Annotated in this window: 20 protein-coding genes; 14 read left to right on the plus strand and 6 right to left on the minus strand. The window is 70.6% G+C overall.

The window, feature by feature from the left end; translation table 11 throughout:
- Window positions 1-101 precede the first annotated feature (101 nt).
- The 6 genes from FOE67_RS03300 to FOE67_RS03325 all read right to left on the minus strand — a co-directional run bounded on the left by FOE67_RS03300 (window position 102) and on the right by FOE67_RS03325 (window position 4,821).
- A complete protein-coding gene (locus FOE67_RS03300) occupies window positions 102-410 on the minus strand; it encodes a hypothetical protein (protein WP_182660224.1) in 309 nt (102 codons plus the stop codon).
- An 11-nt stretch (window positions 411-421) separates the two neighbouring features.
- A complete protein-coding gene (locus FOE67_RS03305) occupies window positions 422-604 on the minus strand; it encodes a hypothetical protein (RefSeq protein WP_182660225.1) in 183 nt (60 codons plus the stop codon).
- Between the two features lie 67 nt (window positions 605-671).
- A complete protein-coding gene (locus FOE67_RS03310) occupies window positions 672-1,520 on the minus strand; it encodes an alpha/beta hydrolase (protein ID WP_182660226.1) in 849 nt (282 codons plus the stop codon).
- 699 nt (window positions 1,521-2,219) lie between these two features.
- The gene (locus FOE67_RS03315; protein ID WP_182660227.1) at window positions 2,220-3,113 is read right to left on the minus strand and encodes an FAD-dependent oxidoreductase; all 894 of its coding nucleotides are present in this window, start codon (window positions 3,111-3,113) and stop codon (window positions 2,220-2,222) included.
- Window positions 3,110-3,673: a cysteine hydrolase family protein gene (locus FOE67_RS03320; protein WP_194443901.1), complete on the minus strand. Its 564-nt coding sequence runs from the start codon at window positions 3,671-3,673 to the stop codon at window positions 3,110-3,112. Before FOE67_RS03320 ends, FOE67_RS03315 begins: the two co-directional genes overlap by 4 nt.
- 14 nt (window positions 3,674-3,687) lie before the next feature.
- On the minus strand, window positions 3,688-4,821 hold the full coding sequence (locus FOE67_RS03325) for a helix-turn-helix domain-containing protein (RefSeq protein ID WP_182660240.1): 1,134 nt from the start codon (window positions 4,819-4,821) through the stop codon (window positions 3,688-3,690).
- Between the two features lie 190 nt (window positions 4,822-5,011).
- On the opposite strand from FOE67_RS03325, the gene FOE67_RS03330 reads away from it, so the two are divergent.
- From FOE67_RS03330 to FOE67_RS03390, 14 genes are all read left to right on the plus strand, one after another.
- Window positions 5,012-5,479, plus strand: a complete 468-nt coding sequence (locus FOE67_RS03330) for an NUDIX hydrolase (RefSeq protein ID WP_182660228.1) — start codon at window positions 5,012-5,014, stop codon at window positions 5,477-5,479.
- A 6-nt stretch (window positions 5,480-5,485) separates the two neighbouring features.
- Complete coding sequence (locus tag FOE67_RS03335) at window positions 5,486-6,145, plus strand: hypothetical protein (RefSeq protein ID WP_182660229.1); 660 nt, start codon at window positions 5,486-5,488, stop codon at window positions 6,143-6,145.
- Complete coding sequence (locus tag FOE67_RS03340) at window positions 6,142-7,944, plus strand: DUF4254 domain-containing protein (protein ID WP_182660230.1); 1,803 nt, start codon at window positions 6,142-6,144, stop codon at window positions 7,942-7,944. Before FOE67_RS03335 ends, FOE67_RS03340 begins: the two co-directional genes overlap by 4 nt.
- Before the next feature lie 62 nt (window positions 7,945-8,006).
- A complete protein-coding gene (locus FOE67_RS03345; protein WP_182660231.1) occupies window positions 8,007-8,585 on the plus strand; it encodes a phosphoribosyltransferase family protein in 579 nt (192 codons plus the stop codon).
- Window positions 8,582-9,748: a glycosyltransferase family 9 protein gene (locus tag FOE67_RS03350; RefSeq protein WP_182660232.1), complete on the plus strand. Its 1,167-nt coding sequence runs from the start codon at window positions 8,582-8,584 to the stop codon at window positions 9,746-9,748. The genes FOE67_RS03345 and FOE67_RS03350 overlap by 4 nt, the downstream gene beginning before the upstream one ends.
- A complete protein-coding gene (locus FOE67_RS03355; RefSeq protein ID WP_323384122.1) occupies window positions 9,745-10,890 on the plus strand; it encodes a hypothetical protein in 1,146 nt (381 codons plus the stop codon). Before FOE67_RS03350 ends, FOE67_RS03355 begins: the two co-directional genes overlap by 4 nt.
- On the plus strand, window positions 10,875-11,636 hold the full coding sequence (locus FOE67_RS03360) for an SDR family NAD(P)-dependent oxidoreductase (protein WP_182660233.1): 762 nt from the start codon (window positions 10,875-10,877) through the stop codon (window positions 11,634-11,636). Before FOE67_RS03355 ends, FOE67_RS03360 begins: the two co-directional genes overlap by 16 nt.
- Window positions 11,629-12,207, plus strand: a complete 579-nt coding sequence (locus tag FOE67_RS03365) for a histidine phosphatase family protein (RefSeq protein ID WP_182660234.1) — start codon at window positions 11,629-11,631, stop codon at window positions 12,205-12,207. The genes FOE67_RS03360 and FOE67_RS03365 overlap by 8 nt, the downstream gene beginning before the upstream one ends.
- Complete coding sequence (locus FOE67_RS03370) at window positions 12,204-12,371, plus strand: hypothetical protein (protein WP_182660235.1); 168 nt, start codon at window positions 12,204-12,206, stop codon at window positions 12,369-12,371. Before FOE67_RS03365 ends, FOE67_RS03370 begins: the two co-directional genes overlap by 4 nt.
- Window positions 12,372-12,830: 459 nt before the next feature.
- Window positions 12,831-12,953, plus strand: coding sequence for a hypothetical protein (locus FOE67_RS29960; protein ID WP_267133294.1), 123 nt, complete (start codon window positions 12,831-12,833; stop codon window positions 12,951-12,953).
- Window positions 12,954-13,025: 72 nt separating this feature from the next.
- Window positions 13,026-13,712 (plus strand): pentapeptide repeat-containing protein, encoded by a 687-nt coding sequence (locus FOE67_RS03375; protein ID WP_182660236.1) that lies wholly within the window; start codon window positions 13,026-13,028, stop codon window positions 13,710-13,712.
- Window positions 13,709-14,431 (plus strand): hypothetical protein, encoded by a 723-nt coding sequence (locus tag FOE67_RS03380; protein WP_182660237.1) that lies wholly within the window; start codon window positions 13,709-13,711, stop codon window positions 14,429-14,431. Before FOE67_RS03375 ends, FOE67_RS03380 begins: the two co-directional genes overlap by 4 nt.
- Before the next feature lie 93 nt (window positions 14,432-14,524).
- Window positions 14,525-14,836, plus strand: coding sequence for a hypothetical protein (locus FOE67_RS03385; protein ID WP_182660238.1), 312 nt, complete (start codon window positions 14,525-14,527; stop codon window positions 14,834-14,836).
- Window positions 14,833-16,008 carry a UDP-N-acetylglucosamine--N-acetylmuramyl-(pentapeptide) pyrophosphoryl-undecaprenol N-acetylglucosamine transferase gene (locus tag FOE67_RS03390; protein WP_323384127.1) on the plus strand — a complete coding sequence of 392 codons (1,176 nt, stop codon included), beginning with the start codon at window positions 14,833-14,835 and terminating at the stop codon, window positions 16,006-16,008. Before FOE67_RS03385 ends, FOE67_RS03390 begins: the two co-directional genes overlap by 4 nt.
- Window positions 16,009-16,069 lie beyond the last annotated feature (61 nt).

Genomic DNA, 16,069 nt, shown 5'->3' on the forward strand with positions numbered 1-16,069 from the left:
GACCAGACACACATCCCACCCCGCCCCCCGCGCGGCCCGCACCCCGCGATCCACATACTCCGCCGGACCGGCCGCGGTGGCGATGAGATAGAGCACCCGGGTCATGACCGCAGTCCACAACGCCCCGCCAGAGCGGTCAAGCCCGCACTCGGCGAAGAGGCCAGTTCCATGAACTCACCGACCAGTTGGGTCACCGCCGGTCGGCGCACCTCTTCCGGGGCCAGTCGCTCGGCGTCCAGCAGGGCACGCTCGGCCAAAGCCCGTTCGCGGGTCAGTGCGCGGGCGCGGGCCACGGTGATCAGGTGACGGGCCCGGCGTTCGCGGCCGAGGGCACTGACAGCGGCCGGCTCCAGGCGCTGGGCGACCTCGATGGCGGTGTAGGCGTCGTCCAGCCGGAGCAGGGTGTCCACCCGGTGCAGTGTCACGTTTTCGGGGGCAGGCGCCGCCGGGGGATGTCGACCTGGCGGCGGCGCTCGGCGAGCTGCCTGCTCAGGAAGCGCAAGTGCAGGCTGGGCAGGTCGGTCGCGGACCGGTAGGCAAGCGCGACGATGCTCCTGGTCAAGCGAGTGATCTCGGTCCTGAACTCGCCTAGGGAGAACTTCACACCTTCATGTGACCAGGACGTAGCCCTCTCACTGCAGCCGGTGCTGGGCTGCATGAGTAGGCATCGATCAATCTTCGGTGGGCCGCCACAACCAGCGCAGTGCGTCGGGCAGCAGGACGCCGCCGTGGTTGGGGCTGTGTCCGCCGTCTCCCAGGACAAGGCGGAAGTCGTAGCCCGCTTCGGCGAGAGCGGCTGCCACGCGCAGGTTTTCGGCGAGCCAGTTCCGCTGCGGCTCATTCCAGTTCAGGTCGCGGTGGGCGCCTTGCATGAAGATGCGCAGCGGCTTGCGAGGTACGCGGGAGATGAGATCCGGATAGGGATTTCCGTCCGGTATCTGCGCGAAGCTGGACAGGTATCCGATGACGCGGCGGAACTTGTCCGGACGCAGCCATGCGGCGGTAAAGGCGCAGTTGCCGCCGCTGCTCCCGCCGCAGATGCCCCACCTTTCGGGTGACCGGGCGATGGTATAGCGCTCGGCGACCTGCGGGATGATCTCGGTGAGGAGGAAGGTGACGTACTGCTCATCGAAAGCGTCGTATTCGTTGTTGCGGTTCTTCGGGTTCTCCGCGCCGGGGAAGACGCCGGGATCGACGAACACGCCGATGGTGACGGGTATGTCGCCGCGGTGAACGAGGTTGTCCAGGACGGTCGCGCCGCGTACCTCCCCTGCGGGGTCCAGGTACCACCATCCGTCCTGGAACACCATCAAGGACGCCGGTTCCGCCGGGTCGTACCGTGCGGGCACATGCACCCAGAACTTCCGGACGGTTCCCGGATAGACCTCGCTCCCACTCCACTCGAACTCGACCGTCTCGCCGGCGGGCACACTCGGCTGTGGAACGGAATCGGGTCCGTGAATGTAGCGCACGTCCGACTGGTCGACGGGAAGTGGCTGGTAGGGCATCTCGATGGTCACGGGAAGCAACCGTAGGACGATCACCACCCTTGACCGCAAGGGATTTTCGTCCAGACGCTCCACATCGCAGCTTCAGTGGCGAGGCTGGAAAGGACTCACGGGATGAACGTGCCGATTCTGACCGACCCTCTCAACCTTCGGCCGGGGCACCCCTATGGAACCCGTTATGGGTCTCACCCGCCCTACCGGGAGCGGCCCCCAACCTCCGCGTCGCCCGCGCCCACTCAGTCATCGAGACGCTGACCCGCGTGAACCTCCCGCCGGCCGATGGGTGACGGGCGTGCCCCATCCGTGCCCTTCGGAGCGGACAACACCGGTTAACAGCGGTGTTCAGGAGTCCTCTGGGCCGGACGGGGAGGAGGGGGTTTCCGCAGGTCAGAAAGGGTTCCCGCGCGAAAGCGTCGGTGATTCCCAAGCTCAGAGCGCGAGTTCGATTCTCGTCGCCCGCTCCAGCACGAAGGCCCGGGTCACAGACCCGGGCCTTCTTCGTTGTCGGGACCCATCAGCGCCCGCGTGCCCGTTGCGCGCCCGAAGAGCGCTCACCACACGCCTGTCGAACTCGCGGCGCCGCCCTCGACGAACGCCAGACGGCCCCACCGAACTGTTCCCCCGGGGAGATCGCTGGCCGGTACCCGGACATGACAGTCGGAGAGATCCCGTTGACCGGCGTGGCCCGGGGAGCGCTTCGCGGGTACCGGCTCACATCGAAAGGTCACGGGTGGCGTAGTAGGCGCGGAGGGCCGCTTCGGCGCCGGAGCCGGTGGCGGTCATGATGCGCTGGAAGCGGGCGGAGCGGATGTCGCCGGCCGGGATGAGGCGGGGGGGTTGGAGGTCGGCGGGACAGTGGCCGGAGGCGTCCCGGGCCGCGCCCGGCGGGGCGGTGGGGGCGCTGCCGAGGTTGGCGAACACCGCGTCCGCCCGCCACACCATCCGCTCCCCTCCGGGCAGGTGGGCCAGAGCGGTGGGTACGCCGCCCCCGGTGGTGTCGAGCGTGACGCCCTCCACGGGGATGGGGGTGACCCGGGCGTCGTCGGCGACCTCCTCGATCTTGTAGGCGTCCTCGTGTCCGTGCAGGACGATCAGCTTGAGATCGGCGTCGGGGTGGGCCCGCAGGAGGGTGCCCAACGGCCGGTCGGCTCCCAACACCAGCCAGGTTCCACCGGATGCCTCCCCGGCATCGGCCTCCCACAGCGTTGGGAGCCGCATCCCCGCCGGGGCGGTGATCCAGGGGCAGTCGGCCGGTTGGAGGGGGCCGACGCCGGTGGCCAGGACGGCGTGCGGGGCGGTGTGCCGCGCGCCGGTGTCCAGGGTGATCGTGACGCCGTCCCGGCCCGGATCGATGCCGGTGACCGCCGTTCCCGTCATCACCCCGCACAGTGGGTTGGCAGCGAGGTCGGCCGTGACGGCGGCGGCGAGGTCGGGACCGGTGCGAAAGCCGCCCAGGACGTTGTTCAGGGCCGGGATGTGGTGCAGCTTCCCGCACACCCGGCCTTCCCGCTCCACCAGCAGGGAGCGCATGCCGACACCGGCGGCGGTGAGCGCGGCGGCGCAGCCGGCCGGGCCGCCACCGATGATCAGTAGATCCGGGGTCATCGGCGAACCTCCCGGGCGGGGGTGAGGACGTGCTCGGTGGTGATGAGTTGGCCCCGGCCGATGAGCCGGCGCGCGACCAGGAGCCCGGCCTCGTGCACGGCCGGCCCGGCGTCACTGGCACAGGCGTCGGTGACCAGCCAGGGCGAGTGACCGCGCTCGAAGGCGTCCGCCGCGGACTTCAACACACAGCTCTCCGTGGCGATCCCGCAGAAGACCAGGTCACCCCACCCCTGTTGGGTGACCAGGCGCTCGGCTGCGGGGGTGAAGAAGGAGTAGCCGGTCTTGTCGATGATCGCGGCGGCTTCCCCCGCGAGGTCGTGGAGTTCGGGGACCAGGTCGGTCTCCGGCGGGCCCTGCAACCGGGTCCAGGAGAAGAACCGCTCGTACGGGCTGTCGGGATAGTTGCGGTACCGGGTGAAGACCACCGCCCCGCCCACGGCGCTCCACTCACGGACCAACTCCACCACCACCGGCACCACGTGTCGGCTGTGCTCGTTGACGAAGCCGTTCTGGACATCGACCACCACGAGCGCCGAACGCTCCGGATTGATGCGGTGCATGGCCTCGCGTCCCTTCAGCCGGCGCTCTCGCGCAACGCGTCCTGCGCTTCCCGCAACCGTCCCGCGAGGCCGCTGGTTCTCACGATCGCCTCCCGCATCAGGCAGTGCTGCGCCGTCTCACGAGGGCGCGCTGTCGTAAGCCGAGAGTACGCGGCACGCAGGAATCGCCAGCCGTATCGGTCGGGCGTCGAGGGATCCCCGCCGTCCTCGATCAGACGCTGGATGTGGCGGGAGTAGCACCACAGGGTTTGCACGCTCAGCTCGCAGGCCACGAGTTCGTCGATGGTGAGGCTGCGTTCCGGTGCACGGGCGGCGTACGCCACGCCGGACCATCCCGCGTAGCCGACGGAGACGCCCCGGACGCCGAAGGGAACGACTTCGGGATGGTCGAACCCGGAGGCCATGAGGGACTTCTCGACGGATTCACCCAGTCCGGCGGGTCCTTCCGGAGCTCCTCGGTCCACAAGGACGGATGGAGTCGACAGCAGGCGCACCGCGGCGTGCAACTCCTGCCCGGCCCACGGGCCGGAGTGGAGCCAGTACAGCGAGAGCACGTACTCGGGCTCGGAGTCGCAGGCGTCCCCCAACAGCTCTCCGAGGGCCCGGGCGGTCCAGGGGAGGTCGGAGGCGTAGCTGCGGTAGCGCCAGACCGCGAGTTCGGTGAGCGACCGCGGGCGTCGTTCCTGGACGATGTGGAAAAGCGCCGTGCCGCAGGCCGCGATGTGGAGCGTGCAGGTGCGGGCATCCGGGTGTTCCACGCGTAGTGACGCGCTCTCCAACCACGAGTCGATCGGGCCGGACCGCAGGTCGGCCAACAGGGCGCGGGCACGGTCGGGGCCGATGTAGGCGGGCACGAACTTGTGCGAGTCGAGATGGATGTCCTCCTCGCCGGTTGGGCGCTCGACCTCGGCCGTGCCGCCCATGGAAGCGGCGAATCGGGTCCGGACCTCCTCCGCCGAGCGGGTCAGCGCGGTGTCGAGAAGTGCCTGGGTCTCGGAGCGGGGCACGTAACCATCGGCCCCCGCCTCCCACTTGGACACCGCGCGATCGCTGACCCCCAGGTGGGCCGCGAACTCACGCAGCGTCATTCGCAGGGCCTCACGAAGCAGCCGCGCCTCGCGCCCCGTCCATCGCTGCACCGTCACCATCATCGGTCCCCCTGCCCGAATGCGAACCCAACCACCCGTTCCGGGCCGGTCGGTTCGGCACCGGTGCAGCGCCGGTACGGCGGCCGGTCCTCCCCGGGACGGCCGGAGTACCCCATGCTGGTTCAGCACAGCGGGGAAGCGCAACCTCACACCGGGTGAGGAACCCGCCGGTGCGGCGAGGAGGCCGAAAGTGACCGGGATCGTCAGACGCAGCGCTCGCGCCCTTCTGCTCGACGGTGACGAGCTGGTGTTGATCAAGCGCACCCGGCCCGGTAGGGAGCCGTACTGGGTAACCGTGGGTGGAGGGGTCGAGGATGAGGACGCGAGCCTTGAGGACGCCCTGCGCCGGGAGGTCTTCGAGGAACTCGGAGGAACGGTGGGCCGTGCCGAACTCGTGCACCTGGTGACCGATGAGCTGGACGACGGCCTGGGGGTGCAGCACATCTTCGCCGCCCGGCTGGAGTTCATGGACCAGTCGGTACGGACCGGGACGGAGTTCTCCAGGCCCGAGCGCGGCGGTTACGAGGTGGTGCGCATTCCGTTCACCGCCGAGGCGATCCGGGCCACGGAACTGATGCCTCCCCCGCTGGCGGAGTTCGCGGCGAACAACACCGAGGCGATCCGCTCGGTCCTGGACCGGCCGGTCCGCGCCACCTGATCGTCGATGGCCGGTCTCCCGGATTTCGTCAGCCTCAACGGGCCGGACAACGTCGGCAAGACCACACAGCTCCGCCTGCTGGCCGAACGCACTTCGCGTTTTCAGAGATTGGGTTCGATCCACGAGCACGACCGGGGGACGTGGCGACGGGTCGCGGGACGGGATTACGCGCGATGGTGGTTCGAGACCTCCACCACGGCGGAGCTGACGCGGATGCTGGCGGCGGGGCACACCCATCGGGCGAAAGCCAGAGGGCCCGGCCGCGTCGGTCTCCTCGACCGGGGACTGCCGATGCTGCTGGCGGTCGCCGCCGCCACGTCCGCGTTGAAGGACGACCTGCCCGTACCGGCCGCCCTGGACCGCGTGACAGCGCTCGTCGGCACCACTTCCCCGCCCGAGTCCCCGGTATTGCTGCTGCCCTCCCTCGACGCGGAACGCAGCTACGCGATCACCAGCGCCCGCGAGGGCCGGCCGTGGACCGGCGTCTACCCGGCCTACCAGCGGCTCCTGCACAGCACCCTGCTCCGGCAGGCCGAGCGCGGGACGTATGCGGCGGTTGTCCTGTGCGAGGAACGCTCCGCCGCCGACATCCACGCCGAGGTGGTCCGCCACCTCTCCTCCCACCTACCGACTCCACCGCAGGCGGAAAGGAGCAGCCCTCCATGAATACCGACCATGCCCCTGCGCTGGTGCTTCCCCCCGGCCTGGCACGTGCCACGAGCTCGCTGGGCGAAAAGGACCGGCGACGTCTCGATGATGTCCTCACCAGGTTGCACACGGTCAACGGCCGCCTGTGGGAAGCCGAGGACAGGGTTCGCGACCCCGACCTCCCCGCCGCCGGTGTGGCCGATGCGAAGCGGGAGATCGATCAGCTCAACGCGGAGCGCAACGCCCTGGCGGAGCGCGCCGACGACATCCTGGTCGGCTTGGCGGCGAGCACCCATCTCGACCTTCCTCCCCACACAGAGACCCTGGCCTCGGCCGTGGACCGTCTCTCCGTCCTCACCCTGCGCATCTGGCACAACGAACGGGCCGCCGAGCGCGACGACCTGGCCCGGCACCGCGTCCCCGCACTCCTGCGCCAACGCACCGAGCTGGGGGCCGCCGTGGACGCCCTGGCAGCGGCGGTGTGCGCGGGCCGGGTGCGTCTTCCCTCCGCCGCTCGGCACAAGCTCTACGGCCGGGCCGGTGGCGGCACCGTGGGCATCGCCCCCCACCCCCGTCTGGAACGGGTCATCGCCTTCGGCGGCCTCAGCGAATGCGGCAAGAGCACCAGCGCGATGTTCCTCCAGCACACCTGCGGAGCGCAGCGCCTCAAGATGGGTTACCTCTTCCGCCAGGCCGCGGAACGCCATGGACTGGCCAACCCCTACGCCCTGTCCCCTCGACGCCGGGCCGAGCTGCTTCTCGACGAGCTCAACCGGTTCGCCGAGGGGCACGTCGATCAACGGCTGTTCACCATCGAGTCGGTGCACGATGACCTGTCGATCGGCGAGTTGAAGCGGTTGATGGGTGATCGGCTGCGGATCGTGTACCTGGACGCCGCCTTTCCCGAGCGGGTGGGACGTTCGGGGACGACGGCGCGGGTGGTGGCGGCCAAGGATGAGATCAAGATGAGCCGGGGTGCCCATCGGGTGGCTGCTCTCGCCGACCACGTCATCGACAACTCCGGCAGCGTCATCTCCCTCCGTGCCCGGTTGCGGCGTATCGCCGCAACCACCGGGACGACCGGTCCACGGACCACCACCCCCTACGGCCTGGGCCTTCCCCCGGCGGTCGCCGCCGCGACCGCCGACCTCGTCGAGGAACTGCGCGACCGGGACCCCGCGATCGGCCTCGTCGCCCTCACCGGCAGTGCCGGTGAGCACGCCTGGATCGCCGGATGGTCCGATCTCGACCTCCTGGTCATCGCCGACTCCGGGGCCGCCGGAGAGGTGGCCTTCGCGGTCGCCCGCTACCGGGAGGCGTTGAACGGAGCCGCGCCGGTCGGGCCCACGCTGATCACCCCCGGTGAGGTGAGCGCCCACCGGCTCACACCTCGTCTGGCCTTCTCGCTCCACCGGCTCCAGGAGGGCGGCCCCGCCCTCCTTGTGACCCCCGGTCTCGCATTGCCCCACATCAGCCGACGGGACCTCGTATTGGCGGCGACCAGGGAACTCCCGCAGGTCGTCCTCACCATGCGCCGCCTGCGTGCCGAGGCCCGGGCGGACCGGTTGAGGCCGTTGTACAAACACATCGTGCTGGCCTGCCGGCTTCTGTTGCGCGAACACGACGTGTGGCGGGACGGAGCCGACCGGATTCTCACCGCTGCGTCATCGTTGCCCGATTTCCCGGCACTCGCCCTCCCACCGCTGGCGGAAGTCGCCGCCGCCTGGCGCGAGGGCAGGGCGGACGAGGTACTGCCCGTCGTCATCGAGGCCGCCGACCGGTTTCTGACCCGGTACGCGCAGGACACGGCCGCCTAGTCACCGGCGCCCCGCCCCCACCGGCGCCTTTCTTTTCCACCACCACCCACAGGAGCTTCGCCATGCCCGAAACCCTCACCGTCCCGACGCCGTTCACGGCCCGCGTCGTCGAACGCCTCGGCGTCGGCCCCGCCGGCCGCCCCGAACGGGTCATCCACTCCCTGGACGGGCTGGAGGCATCCGTCCGACCGTCGGACCTGACCGCTGCCGGCGGCGAACTGTGGCAGCGCGTCCGTCGGGAGATCCCGGCAGTCGGAAACGGCGTCGATTTCGTACTCGGTCTGGACGCCGGCGGCATCCTCCCCACCGTCGCACTCACCGCCGCCGCCGGGTTGCCGTACAAGATCGCCTGGAAGCTGGACCTCCCCCTGAAGGGACGCGTGCGTTTCACCGAACCGCACGCCAACCGCACCGAGGTCTTCGCCTACGGCATCTCGGCCGGCCAACGGATCCTGTTGGTCGATGACGAGATCACCACCGGCCGGACCCTGGCCGACCTCACCGTCCGTCTTCGGGAGGCCGGGGCTCTCCCCCTCGGCGCCGCCTGTCTCGTGGAGGACACCGAAGAGGAAGGACGCTCCCGCCTCGCCGATCTCGACCTTCCTCTGGTCTGCCTCACCCGGCTCGGCGCCTCCCGATGACCACCACGACACCGCCCCCCGCCTTCCGCCCCGGCACCCGAAGGGCGCTCGCGGGCGATGTGCACTCGGTGCCCCTCGGCTACGACCGCGCCGCCATCGGACCCGGTACGGCCCTCCCCCTCCCCGCCTCCGAGATCCTGGTGGAACGGATGCGTGACTGCACCCGGGTGGAGTTGGCCTTCCACGACAAGCTGGGCGACAGCCTCCTGGCCCTGGCCACCGCCCGGGCCGCCCTGGACCGCTTGGGAGAACGGCGCCACGTCGCGCCCCCGACAGTGCATGCCTCCGGACCCCACACCGAACTCATCGACCGCACGGGACTCCTCACCCCCGCCACCTCCCCCGCAGGAAGCGAAGGCCCGCGCCTCGTGATCGGTGACCGGGCCGGCATCACGGCTCGCGGCTCCGACGCGACACTCGCCCTGGTCTGCGACCCGACGGCACCTCCCTGCTGGTCGAGCGACGGAGTCGTGCACACCGCCCTCCCGGACCGCCACTACCTGGCGCTCGAACGTCGCCTCGGCATCCGCCTGCCGTCCGAGCCGCCGTTCACCCCCCGGCTCACCGCACGCCCCAATCGGCTGGTGCACCGCCTCCGGGCCATGGGATGGCTCGACGGCGTCGCGCTCGCCGCCATCACGGCCACCAGCCGTGCGGACCTCAAGGACTACACGGCCCCTCGCTTCACCGCGGTCGCCCGACGGGTCGCCGAGATCCTCGACGCCTCCGTGCGCCTCCTCCTCATCGGCGGGGAACCGGCGAGCGGGATCCGGATCACGGCCGCGGACGCCCGGGATCGGGTTCAGAGTCTCCGTCTGGACGGTCTCCCCGCCGATGATGTCGCCGACCTCCTGCCCCACTGCTCCCTGGTCATCGGAAACGACACCGGCCTGACCCACCTGGCCGCCCTCTCCCGCACCCGGGACGGAACCGGCCCGCAGGTCATCGGCCTGCACGCCCGCCACAGCGCCGGCAAGTGGAACACCGGTCTGCCCCACCACCACGCCGTGGCCACCGGGTTCGCCGAGTTGATGCACCAGGGTGACCTGTGCCCCGTTCGGGACGCCGTCGTTCCTCCGACCGAAGACGCCCACCTGGCCGCCATCACCCCGGACCGCCTCGCTCACATCGCCGTCCGCCTCCTCACCGGGGGCCGGCCGTGACGCCCTTCGCCGACACCCGCCGGTGGTCCATCGGCCCTCTTCGCCGGTTCACCCGCAACCTGGTGCTGCCCGCGAACCTCGCCGGCCGACCGCTCCTGCTCAAGTACACCCGCCACCCGGGCGAGGCCCGCGAGGAAATCCGCGGCCACCACAGCGTCCGCGACCACTACCGCGTACCCACCCTCCACGCCCACCTGCGCGTTCCCGGCGGCCGACTCCTGGCCTACGAACGGCTTCCCATCGGTCGGGACCACGGCCTCCTGCTCGACCTCCTCAACACCGACCGGCCGACCCCCGACCTGAAGCGGTACCTCCACGACCTCACCGACCACTACCGCACGGTCATCCTCGACACCGCACGTCTCACTCCACCGGCCCAGCTGGTACGCAAGCTCTACTGGGACCGCGCCGCACCCGGCGGACGCCTCGACCACTACTACGCCGACGCCGACCCGTTCCTCACCGACGGCCGCGCCCACCTCCCCCTGTCCCGAATCCGGGACCACACCCTGCGGATCAACGGCACCGAGTCGCACCTCGACTGGGCGGCCACCCTCACCCGCCTCAAACGACACTTCGGGACCGGGGAACCGGTTTGGGCGGCCCTCACCCAGGGCGACCCGACCGACCTCAACCTCGCCCATCCGCCGGCGTGGTTGGACCTCGACACCGCCGGACCGAACAGCATCGCGGGCGAGTTCGCCAACTTCCTCTGGTACACCACCGTCCTCGGTGGCTGGCTTGTGCCCACCCACAACCCGGGGGCTTTCACCGACCACCCCGCCACCTTCGCCCATCTGGCAGCCAACACCCCGGTGGTCCACCGGACCCGGATCGACACCACCCGCCGCACCCTGACCGTCGACTACGTGCCGAGACTTTCCCAGCCCCGGCGCACGGCCGCGGAGATTTACTGGCGCCGCCTCGTCGAGCCCGTCGCCGCCGCCCTGTGGCCCGACACCGATCTCGCCGACATCCTGCGCCCCTACATCGCCATGCGCATCCTCGCCGTCCACCACCTCGGCGACCTCACGCCCCGGGAAAGGCTCGTCCTCGTCTGCCGACTCGCGGACGTCATGAGCCCCCGTTTCGCCCCCCAATCCTTCTTCCTCACCCCGGAGGCAACATGCCCGGTCCGCTGAACGGACGCACCGCGCTGATCACCGGAGCCACCGGCGGCATCGGCACGGCACTCTGCCGCCGCCTCGCGGCCCTCGGTGCCGACATCGCGCTCACCCACCTCGACGACCAGCCCGCGGCCGAAGCCCTAGCCGGTGAGCTCACCGACGCGGGGAGCGAGGCCGTACCGCTGCAAGCGGACCTCCGCGACCCCGATGCCGTCCGGAGTCTGTGCCGCAGGGCCACCGAACGGCTCGGCCCCATCGACATCCTCGTCAGCAATGCCGGCGCCTATCCCCGTGTCCCGTGGCACGCGATGAGCACCGATACCTGGCACGAGGCGTTGGACACCAACCTGACCAGCCACTACCACCTCGCCCGGGCCCTCACCCCGGACATGGTCGACCGGGGCCACGGCCGCATCATCACCATCGGCTCCGTCCTGGCCGCCGCCGGACGCCACGACCTCACCGGATACATCAGCGCCAAGGCCGGGCTGGAAGGGCTCACCCGGGCCCTCGCCCGCGAGCTCGGCCCCTCCGGGATCACCGCCAACTGTGTCGCCCCGGGATCCATCCGCGTCCCCGCCGAGGACACCGTCGTCGAGGACGGCGAGGCCATGACCGTCCGCCAACTCGCCCGCCAGTGTGTCCGGCATCGTGGCACTCCCGAGGATGTCGCCGCCACCGTGGCCTTCCTCGCCGGCGACGACGCGGGCTTCATCACCGGTCAGACCGTGCGTGTCGACGGAGGCCGGCTCCTTGGCTGACATCCACATCATGAGGCACGCCGCCTACGAGGGCCATCGCCTCGGTCACCACGCCCCGCCCGACGCACCGCTCAGCGCGGAGGGGTGCGACCAACTCCGCCGCATGCCACCTCCTCCCGACAGCGTCACCGCCATCGTCACCAGCCCCCTCCTCCGCGCCCGCCAGACGGCGGAGACCCTCGGCTCCCTCACCGGCCTCCCCGTGATTGCCACCAGCGACCTGCTCGTCGAGTGGCGTGCGCCCACGAGCATTCAGGGCACCACCTCGGAGACCTGTCCCCCGGCTTACCGGGCCTGGCGGATTCTCCGTCACACGAACCCCCATCTCGCGTACGAGGACGGCGAATCCCTCGTCGCCCTCCACAGGCGGGCCACTCACGCCGCCGCCCATCTCCACCACCTCGCGGGGCACCGGGGCGGTGTACTCGTCGTGTCCCACAAGCTCCTTCTCGGTGTCCTTCTCCGGCTTCCCATGGGCCCCTCCGCCTCCTTCGAGGCCGCAGCCCGTGCCGTGTGGCCGTTCGGGGCCATGGAGCCCTTTCCACGACACCGCTTCGGAGCTCGGACGTGAGCCTCCGGCGCGCGATCCGGAAGTTCCTGGCCCGGCGCATCGGCGAAGCACGCCGCCACCTGGCCGCCTTCCTCCTCGCCGCCGCCCTGATCGTCCTCGCCATCAGTCTCGTCGGCCTCCCGCTCGCCGGCCTTGCCACGGGAGCGCCTTCAATGCCCGGATGAAGGAAAGGGTGAAGGTCCTGGTAGGCAAGTCCACGATCAAGATCACTCGTCGGGTCGGGAACTTCGTCGTGCTTATCCCCCGGCGGGAATGGCTCTGTGCACTTCGCCCCTGCATTCCCTGCATCCCCTGCCGAGGCTGATCGCCACGTACCGGTCTGCGGCTGGGACCCGAGGGCGTTGCCTCCGGCCTACAGCAGGTGCCCCATGGGGCACCTGCTGTAGGCCGGACCCGCGCCGGCCGAGGCCGTCAACGACAGCTCGCACCGCCCCCACCCGTTCTATCGCCTATACGCCGGCCGGGGCCCTGCCACGAAGTTCTGGCGCCGCCTCAATCCCGACCCGACCATCCGAGGACCGGCCCGTCTCGGTGGCTATCCCGCCCTGCTCCGCATCGGGCACGGCATGGAGGGGGGTAGTGGCTGATCGAGTCCGTCCCCAACGTCACTGGCCAACGGCCACGTGGTCCTGTCCTCCCTCCGCAACTCCTTGAACATGTTCGACCACCAGTCCACTCGGGACAACGCCGGGGGAAGCGCCTTCGACAACCGTCCCACCCGGGACAACTGGAACAAGAAGCAGTGACCGCCCGCGTCGGTCCCGCGGCGTCTCCGGGCCCCGCGGGACCGACGCCGCCCCCACCGGAGCGCCCACCCCATGACGGAACAGACCTTCGGCCGAGTCACGGCCACCCTCCCGAACCTGAACGAGCCCGGGCTCCACCTCACCAACGTCACGTCCCTGGAGAGCGGACGCGGCGTCGTCCAGGACTTCCGATACTCCGGCGCCGACCTCCGCGACCTGGACCTCACCCACGCCCGCCTCATCACCGGCGACGTCACCGGGCTGACCGCCAAACGCGTCCATCTGCAGGAGATGCGGGTCGACTCCGTGGAGTTCACCGGCTGTGATCTCGGCACCGCCGAGATCACAGCCGGCAGGTTCAGTCGTGTCCTCTTCCGCGACTGCAAGCTCATGGGCGCCACCCTGACCGGATCGACCCTCGACAACGTCGTCTTCGACACCTGCCGGCTCGACTACGCGACCCTCACCGGGATCCGCGCCACCGGACCGGTCGTCTTCACGCGCTGCGTGCTCACCGAAGCCCTCCTGGAGCGCTGCGACCTCTCCCACGCCGTCTTCGACCGCTGCACCCTGCGTCTGACCGACTTCGGCCCCGGCCGCTACCACCGCACCGACCTCAGCGGCAACGACCTCTCCACCGTCCGCGGTGTCACCAACCTGCGCGAGGTCCTCATCGACCGCCACCAGCCGAGCGAACTCGCCCACGCCCTGACCACCGATCTCGACATCACCTACACCGACGACCTCGAACCCGGATGACCGCCATGGACCTCAAGATCGCCCACACCAGCCCCGAGGCCCTCCGGGAGCGCAACGAAATCACCACCGTCCATACGGGACACGACGACCCGGATTACGAAGACGGCGCCGTCCTCCCCGCCGATGCCTGGCAGCCGCTGACCGACGAGCACCTGACCGCCGTCACCGCCGACCGGCACACCCCCGACCACGCACTCGTCGAACTCGTCGCGCTGCCCGTCGGTGCCGCTCCCACCCACCTCGCGGACCTCGTCGCTCCGCTCGGGGACCCCGACGCCGTCCACCTCGGCCGATCCCACAGCCCCGCCGACGCCCGCACCACAACCTGCAACGGTGACGGCGGACAGCGCATCGGCCTCCACATCGACAACTGGGACCGGCACCTCCTGGCCGCCCGCCACCGATCCCGACGCCGCCTCTGCTACAACCTCGGTCCCGGCGACCGCCACCTGCTCCTGGCCACCATCGACATCCGAACGATCTGCCGCGCCCTCCAATCCACCCCGGACCACCAACCCCACACCGACGACTTCCGCCGGTACATCGCCACCGGCCACACCACCCACTGCGTGCGCATCCGCATCCACCCCGGCGAGGGTTACATCGCCCCCACCGAACTGTTCCCCCACGACGGAGCCACCCACAAAGAGCCCCACCCCTCCACCACCGCCCACTGGCTCGGCCACTGGCCCGCCAACGTCCTCGAACGCCTCATCTGAACGGCACACCGTTCACAGGCCACGACCCCGACAAGCCCACCAGATGCGCGAGGGCGGTGGGAACGCCGACCCGACGGCGTCACCCTCCACCGCATGGACCACGAGCTCGCCACCGGGCCGGTGTTCGCCGAGGCGTTGTTCTCCATCCACCCGCAGGTGGACGAGGTCCGGGACGTGTGGGAACGCACCATGCGACACGGCCAACTGCTGATCTCCGACACCCTGCCGCGCCCGGCCCACCTCACCCCCACCCGACAGGATGAATCCCGGGCGGTCACGCACCACCGGCGACAGGACGAGCAGTTGGGTGAGCGCCGGGAGTGGACCCGGGCGGCGTCCCGTCCGGCCTTGCCGCAAGCACTATCGTCCGGCGGGCCCGAGCCCCGAGGAACGGAGATCACGTGAACCCTCTCGACAGCCGCCTGTCCCGCCTCCACCGGCCGTTCCGCCTGCTGGTCACCGGCGGGGGAACCGGCGGCCACACCTACCCCGCGCTCACCGTGGTGCGCGAGGCCGGCGCCCGCCTGGCGGCGGTGGGCGGAAGCCTGGAGACCGTGTGGGTCGGCACCCCCACCGGTCTGGAGGCCCGGGTGGCGCAGCAGGAGGGCATCCCCTTCCGCACGGTGGCCACCGGCAGGCTCCGTCGTTCGGCCAACCCGCTGAAGCTCGCCTCCCCGACCAACATCAAGGACATGGGACGCGTACCGCTGGGGGTGGCACAGGCCCGCGCCATCATCCGCGAGACCGCTCCGGACGTGGTGTTGTCCACCGGCGGCTACGTGGCCGTCCCGGTCGGCCTGGCCACCCGGATGGCCCGCCGCCCCCTGGTCATCCACGAGCAGACCGTGCGCCTGGGGCTGGCCAACCGGGTCCTGGCCCGGGTGGCCGACCGGGTCGCGGTCTCCTCGGAGGCGACCCTGCCGCTGCTGCCGGACGCGGCGAACGCGCGTATCACCGGCAACCCGGTCCGCCCCGAACTGCTGACCGGCAACCCCGACAAGGCCCGCGCCTCCCTGGGCCTGGACCCCGGGCGGCCCACCGTTTACGTCACCGGCGGCGCGCAGGGTGCCGTGCAGATCAACCGCATGGTGCTGGAACTGCTGCCCGAGCTGCTGACGAAGGCCAACGTGATCCACCAGTGCGGGACCACCTCCGTGGAGGACGCCCGGGCGGCGGCCGGGATGCTGCCGGCCGAACTCGCCGCCCGCTACCGACCCACCGCCTTCGTCGGCCCCGAACTGCCCGACGTGCTGGCCCTGGCCGATGTGGTGATCGCCCGCAGCGGCGCCGGGACGATCGCCGAACTGACGGCCCTCGGCAAACCCTCCCTCCTCGTTCCCCTGGCCACCTCGGCCGGAGGAGAACAGGCACACAACGCCCGCCACCTCCAATCCCGGGGAGCGGCCCTCGCCCTGGTGGGCGAGGACGCCCGCACCGACCGACTGCGCGACGAACTCGACGCACTCCTGAACTCGGAGGAACAACGACGGCGAATGGGGGACAACGCCGCGGCCATCGGACGGCCGGACGCCGCAGCACGGCTGACCGACCTCCTCTTCGAAACCGACCTCGGATGAGACCGAAGACAAACGGAGCCACCCCGGGCTTCCCAGAACCCGGGGCACACCACCCCCACCC

Source organism: Streptomyces calidiresistens, assembly GCF_014141525.1.
In the GTDB taxonomy this organism is placed as follows: Bacteria; Actinomycetota; Actinomycetes; order Streptomycetales; family Streptomycetaceae; genus Streptomyces; species Streptomyces calidiresistens.

Excerpts from the sequence above, each read along its gene's own strand:
- FOE67_RS03350 (WP_182660232.1), top strand. The coding sequence starts at position 8,582 with ATGACCACCACGACACCGCCCCCCGCCTTCCGCCCCGGCACCCGAAGG.
- FOE67_RS03360 (WP_182660233.1), top strand. The coding sequence starts at position 10,875 with ATGCCCGGTCCGCTGAACGGACGCACCGCGCTGATCACCGGAGCCACC.
- FOE67_RS03380 (WP_182660237.1), top strand. The coding sequence starts at position 13,709 with ATGACCGCCATGGACCTCAAGATCGCCCACACCAGCCCCGAGGCCCTC.
- FOE67_RS03335 (WP_182660229.1), top strand. The coding sequence starts at position 5,486 with ATGGCCGGTCTCCCGGATTTCGTCAGCCTCAACGGGCCGGACAACGTC.
- FOE67_RS03320 (WP_194443901.1), bottom strand. The coding sequence starts at position 3,673 with ATGCACCGCATCAATCCGGAGCGTTCGGCGCTCGTGGTGGTCGATGTC.
- FOE67_RS03375 (WP_182660236.1), top strand. The coding sequence starts at position 13,026 with ATGACGGAACAGACCTTCGGCCGAGTCACGGCCACCCTCCCGAACCTG.
- FOE67_RS03345 (WP_182660231.1), top strand. The coding sequence starts at position 8,007 with ATGCCCGAAACCCTCACCGTCCCGACGCCGTTCACGGCCCGCGTCGTC.
- FOE67_RS03315 (WP_182660227.1), bottom strand. The coding sequence starts at position 3,113 with ATGACCCCGGATCTACTGATCATCGGTGGCGGCCCGGCCGGCTGCGCC.
- FOE67_RS03325 (WP_182660240.1), bottom strand. The coding sequence starts at position 4,821 with ATGGTGACGGTGCAGCGATGGACGGGGCGCGAGGCGCGGCTGCTTCGT.
- FOE67_RS03385 (WP_182660238.1), top strand. The coding sequence starts at position 14,525 with ATGGACCACGAGCTCGCCACCGGGCCGGTGTTCGCCGAGGCGTTGTTC.
- FOE67_RS03340 (WP_182660230.1), top strand. The coding sequence starts at position 6,142 with ATGAATACCGACCATGCCCCTGCGCTGGTGCTTCCCCCCGGCCTGGCA.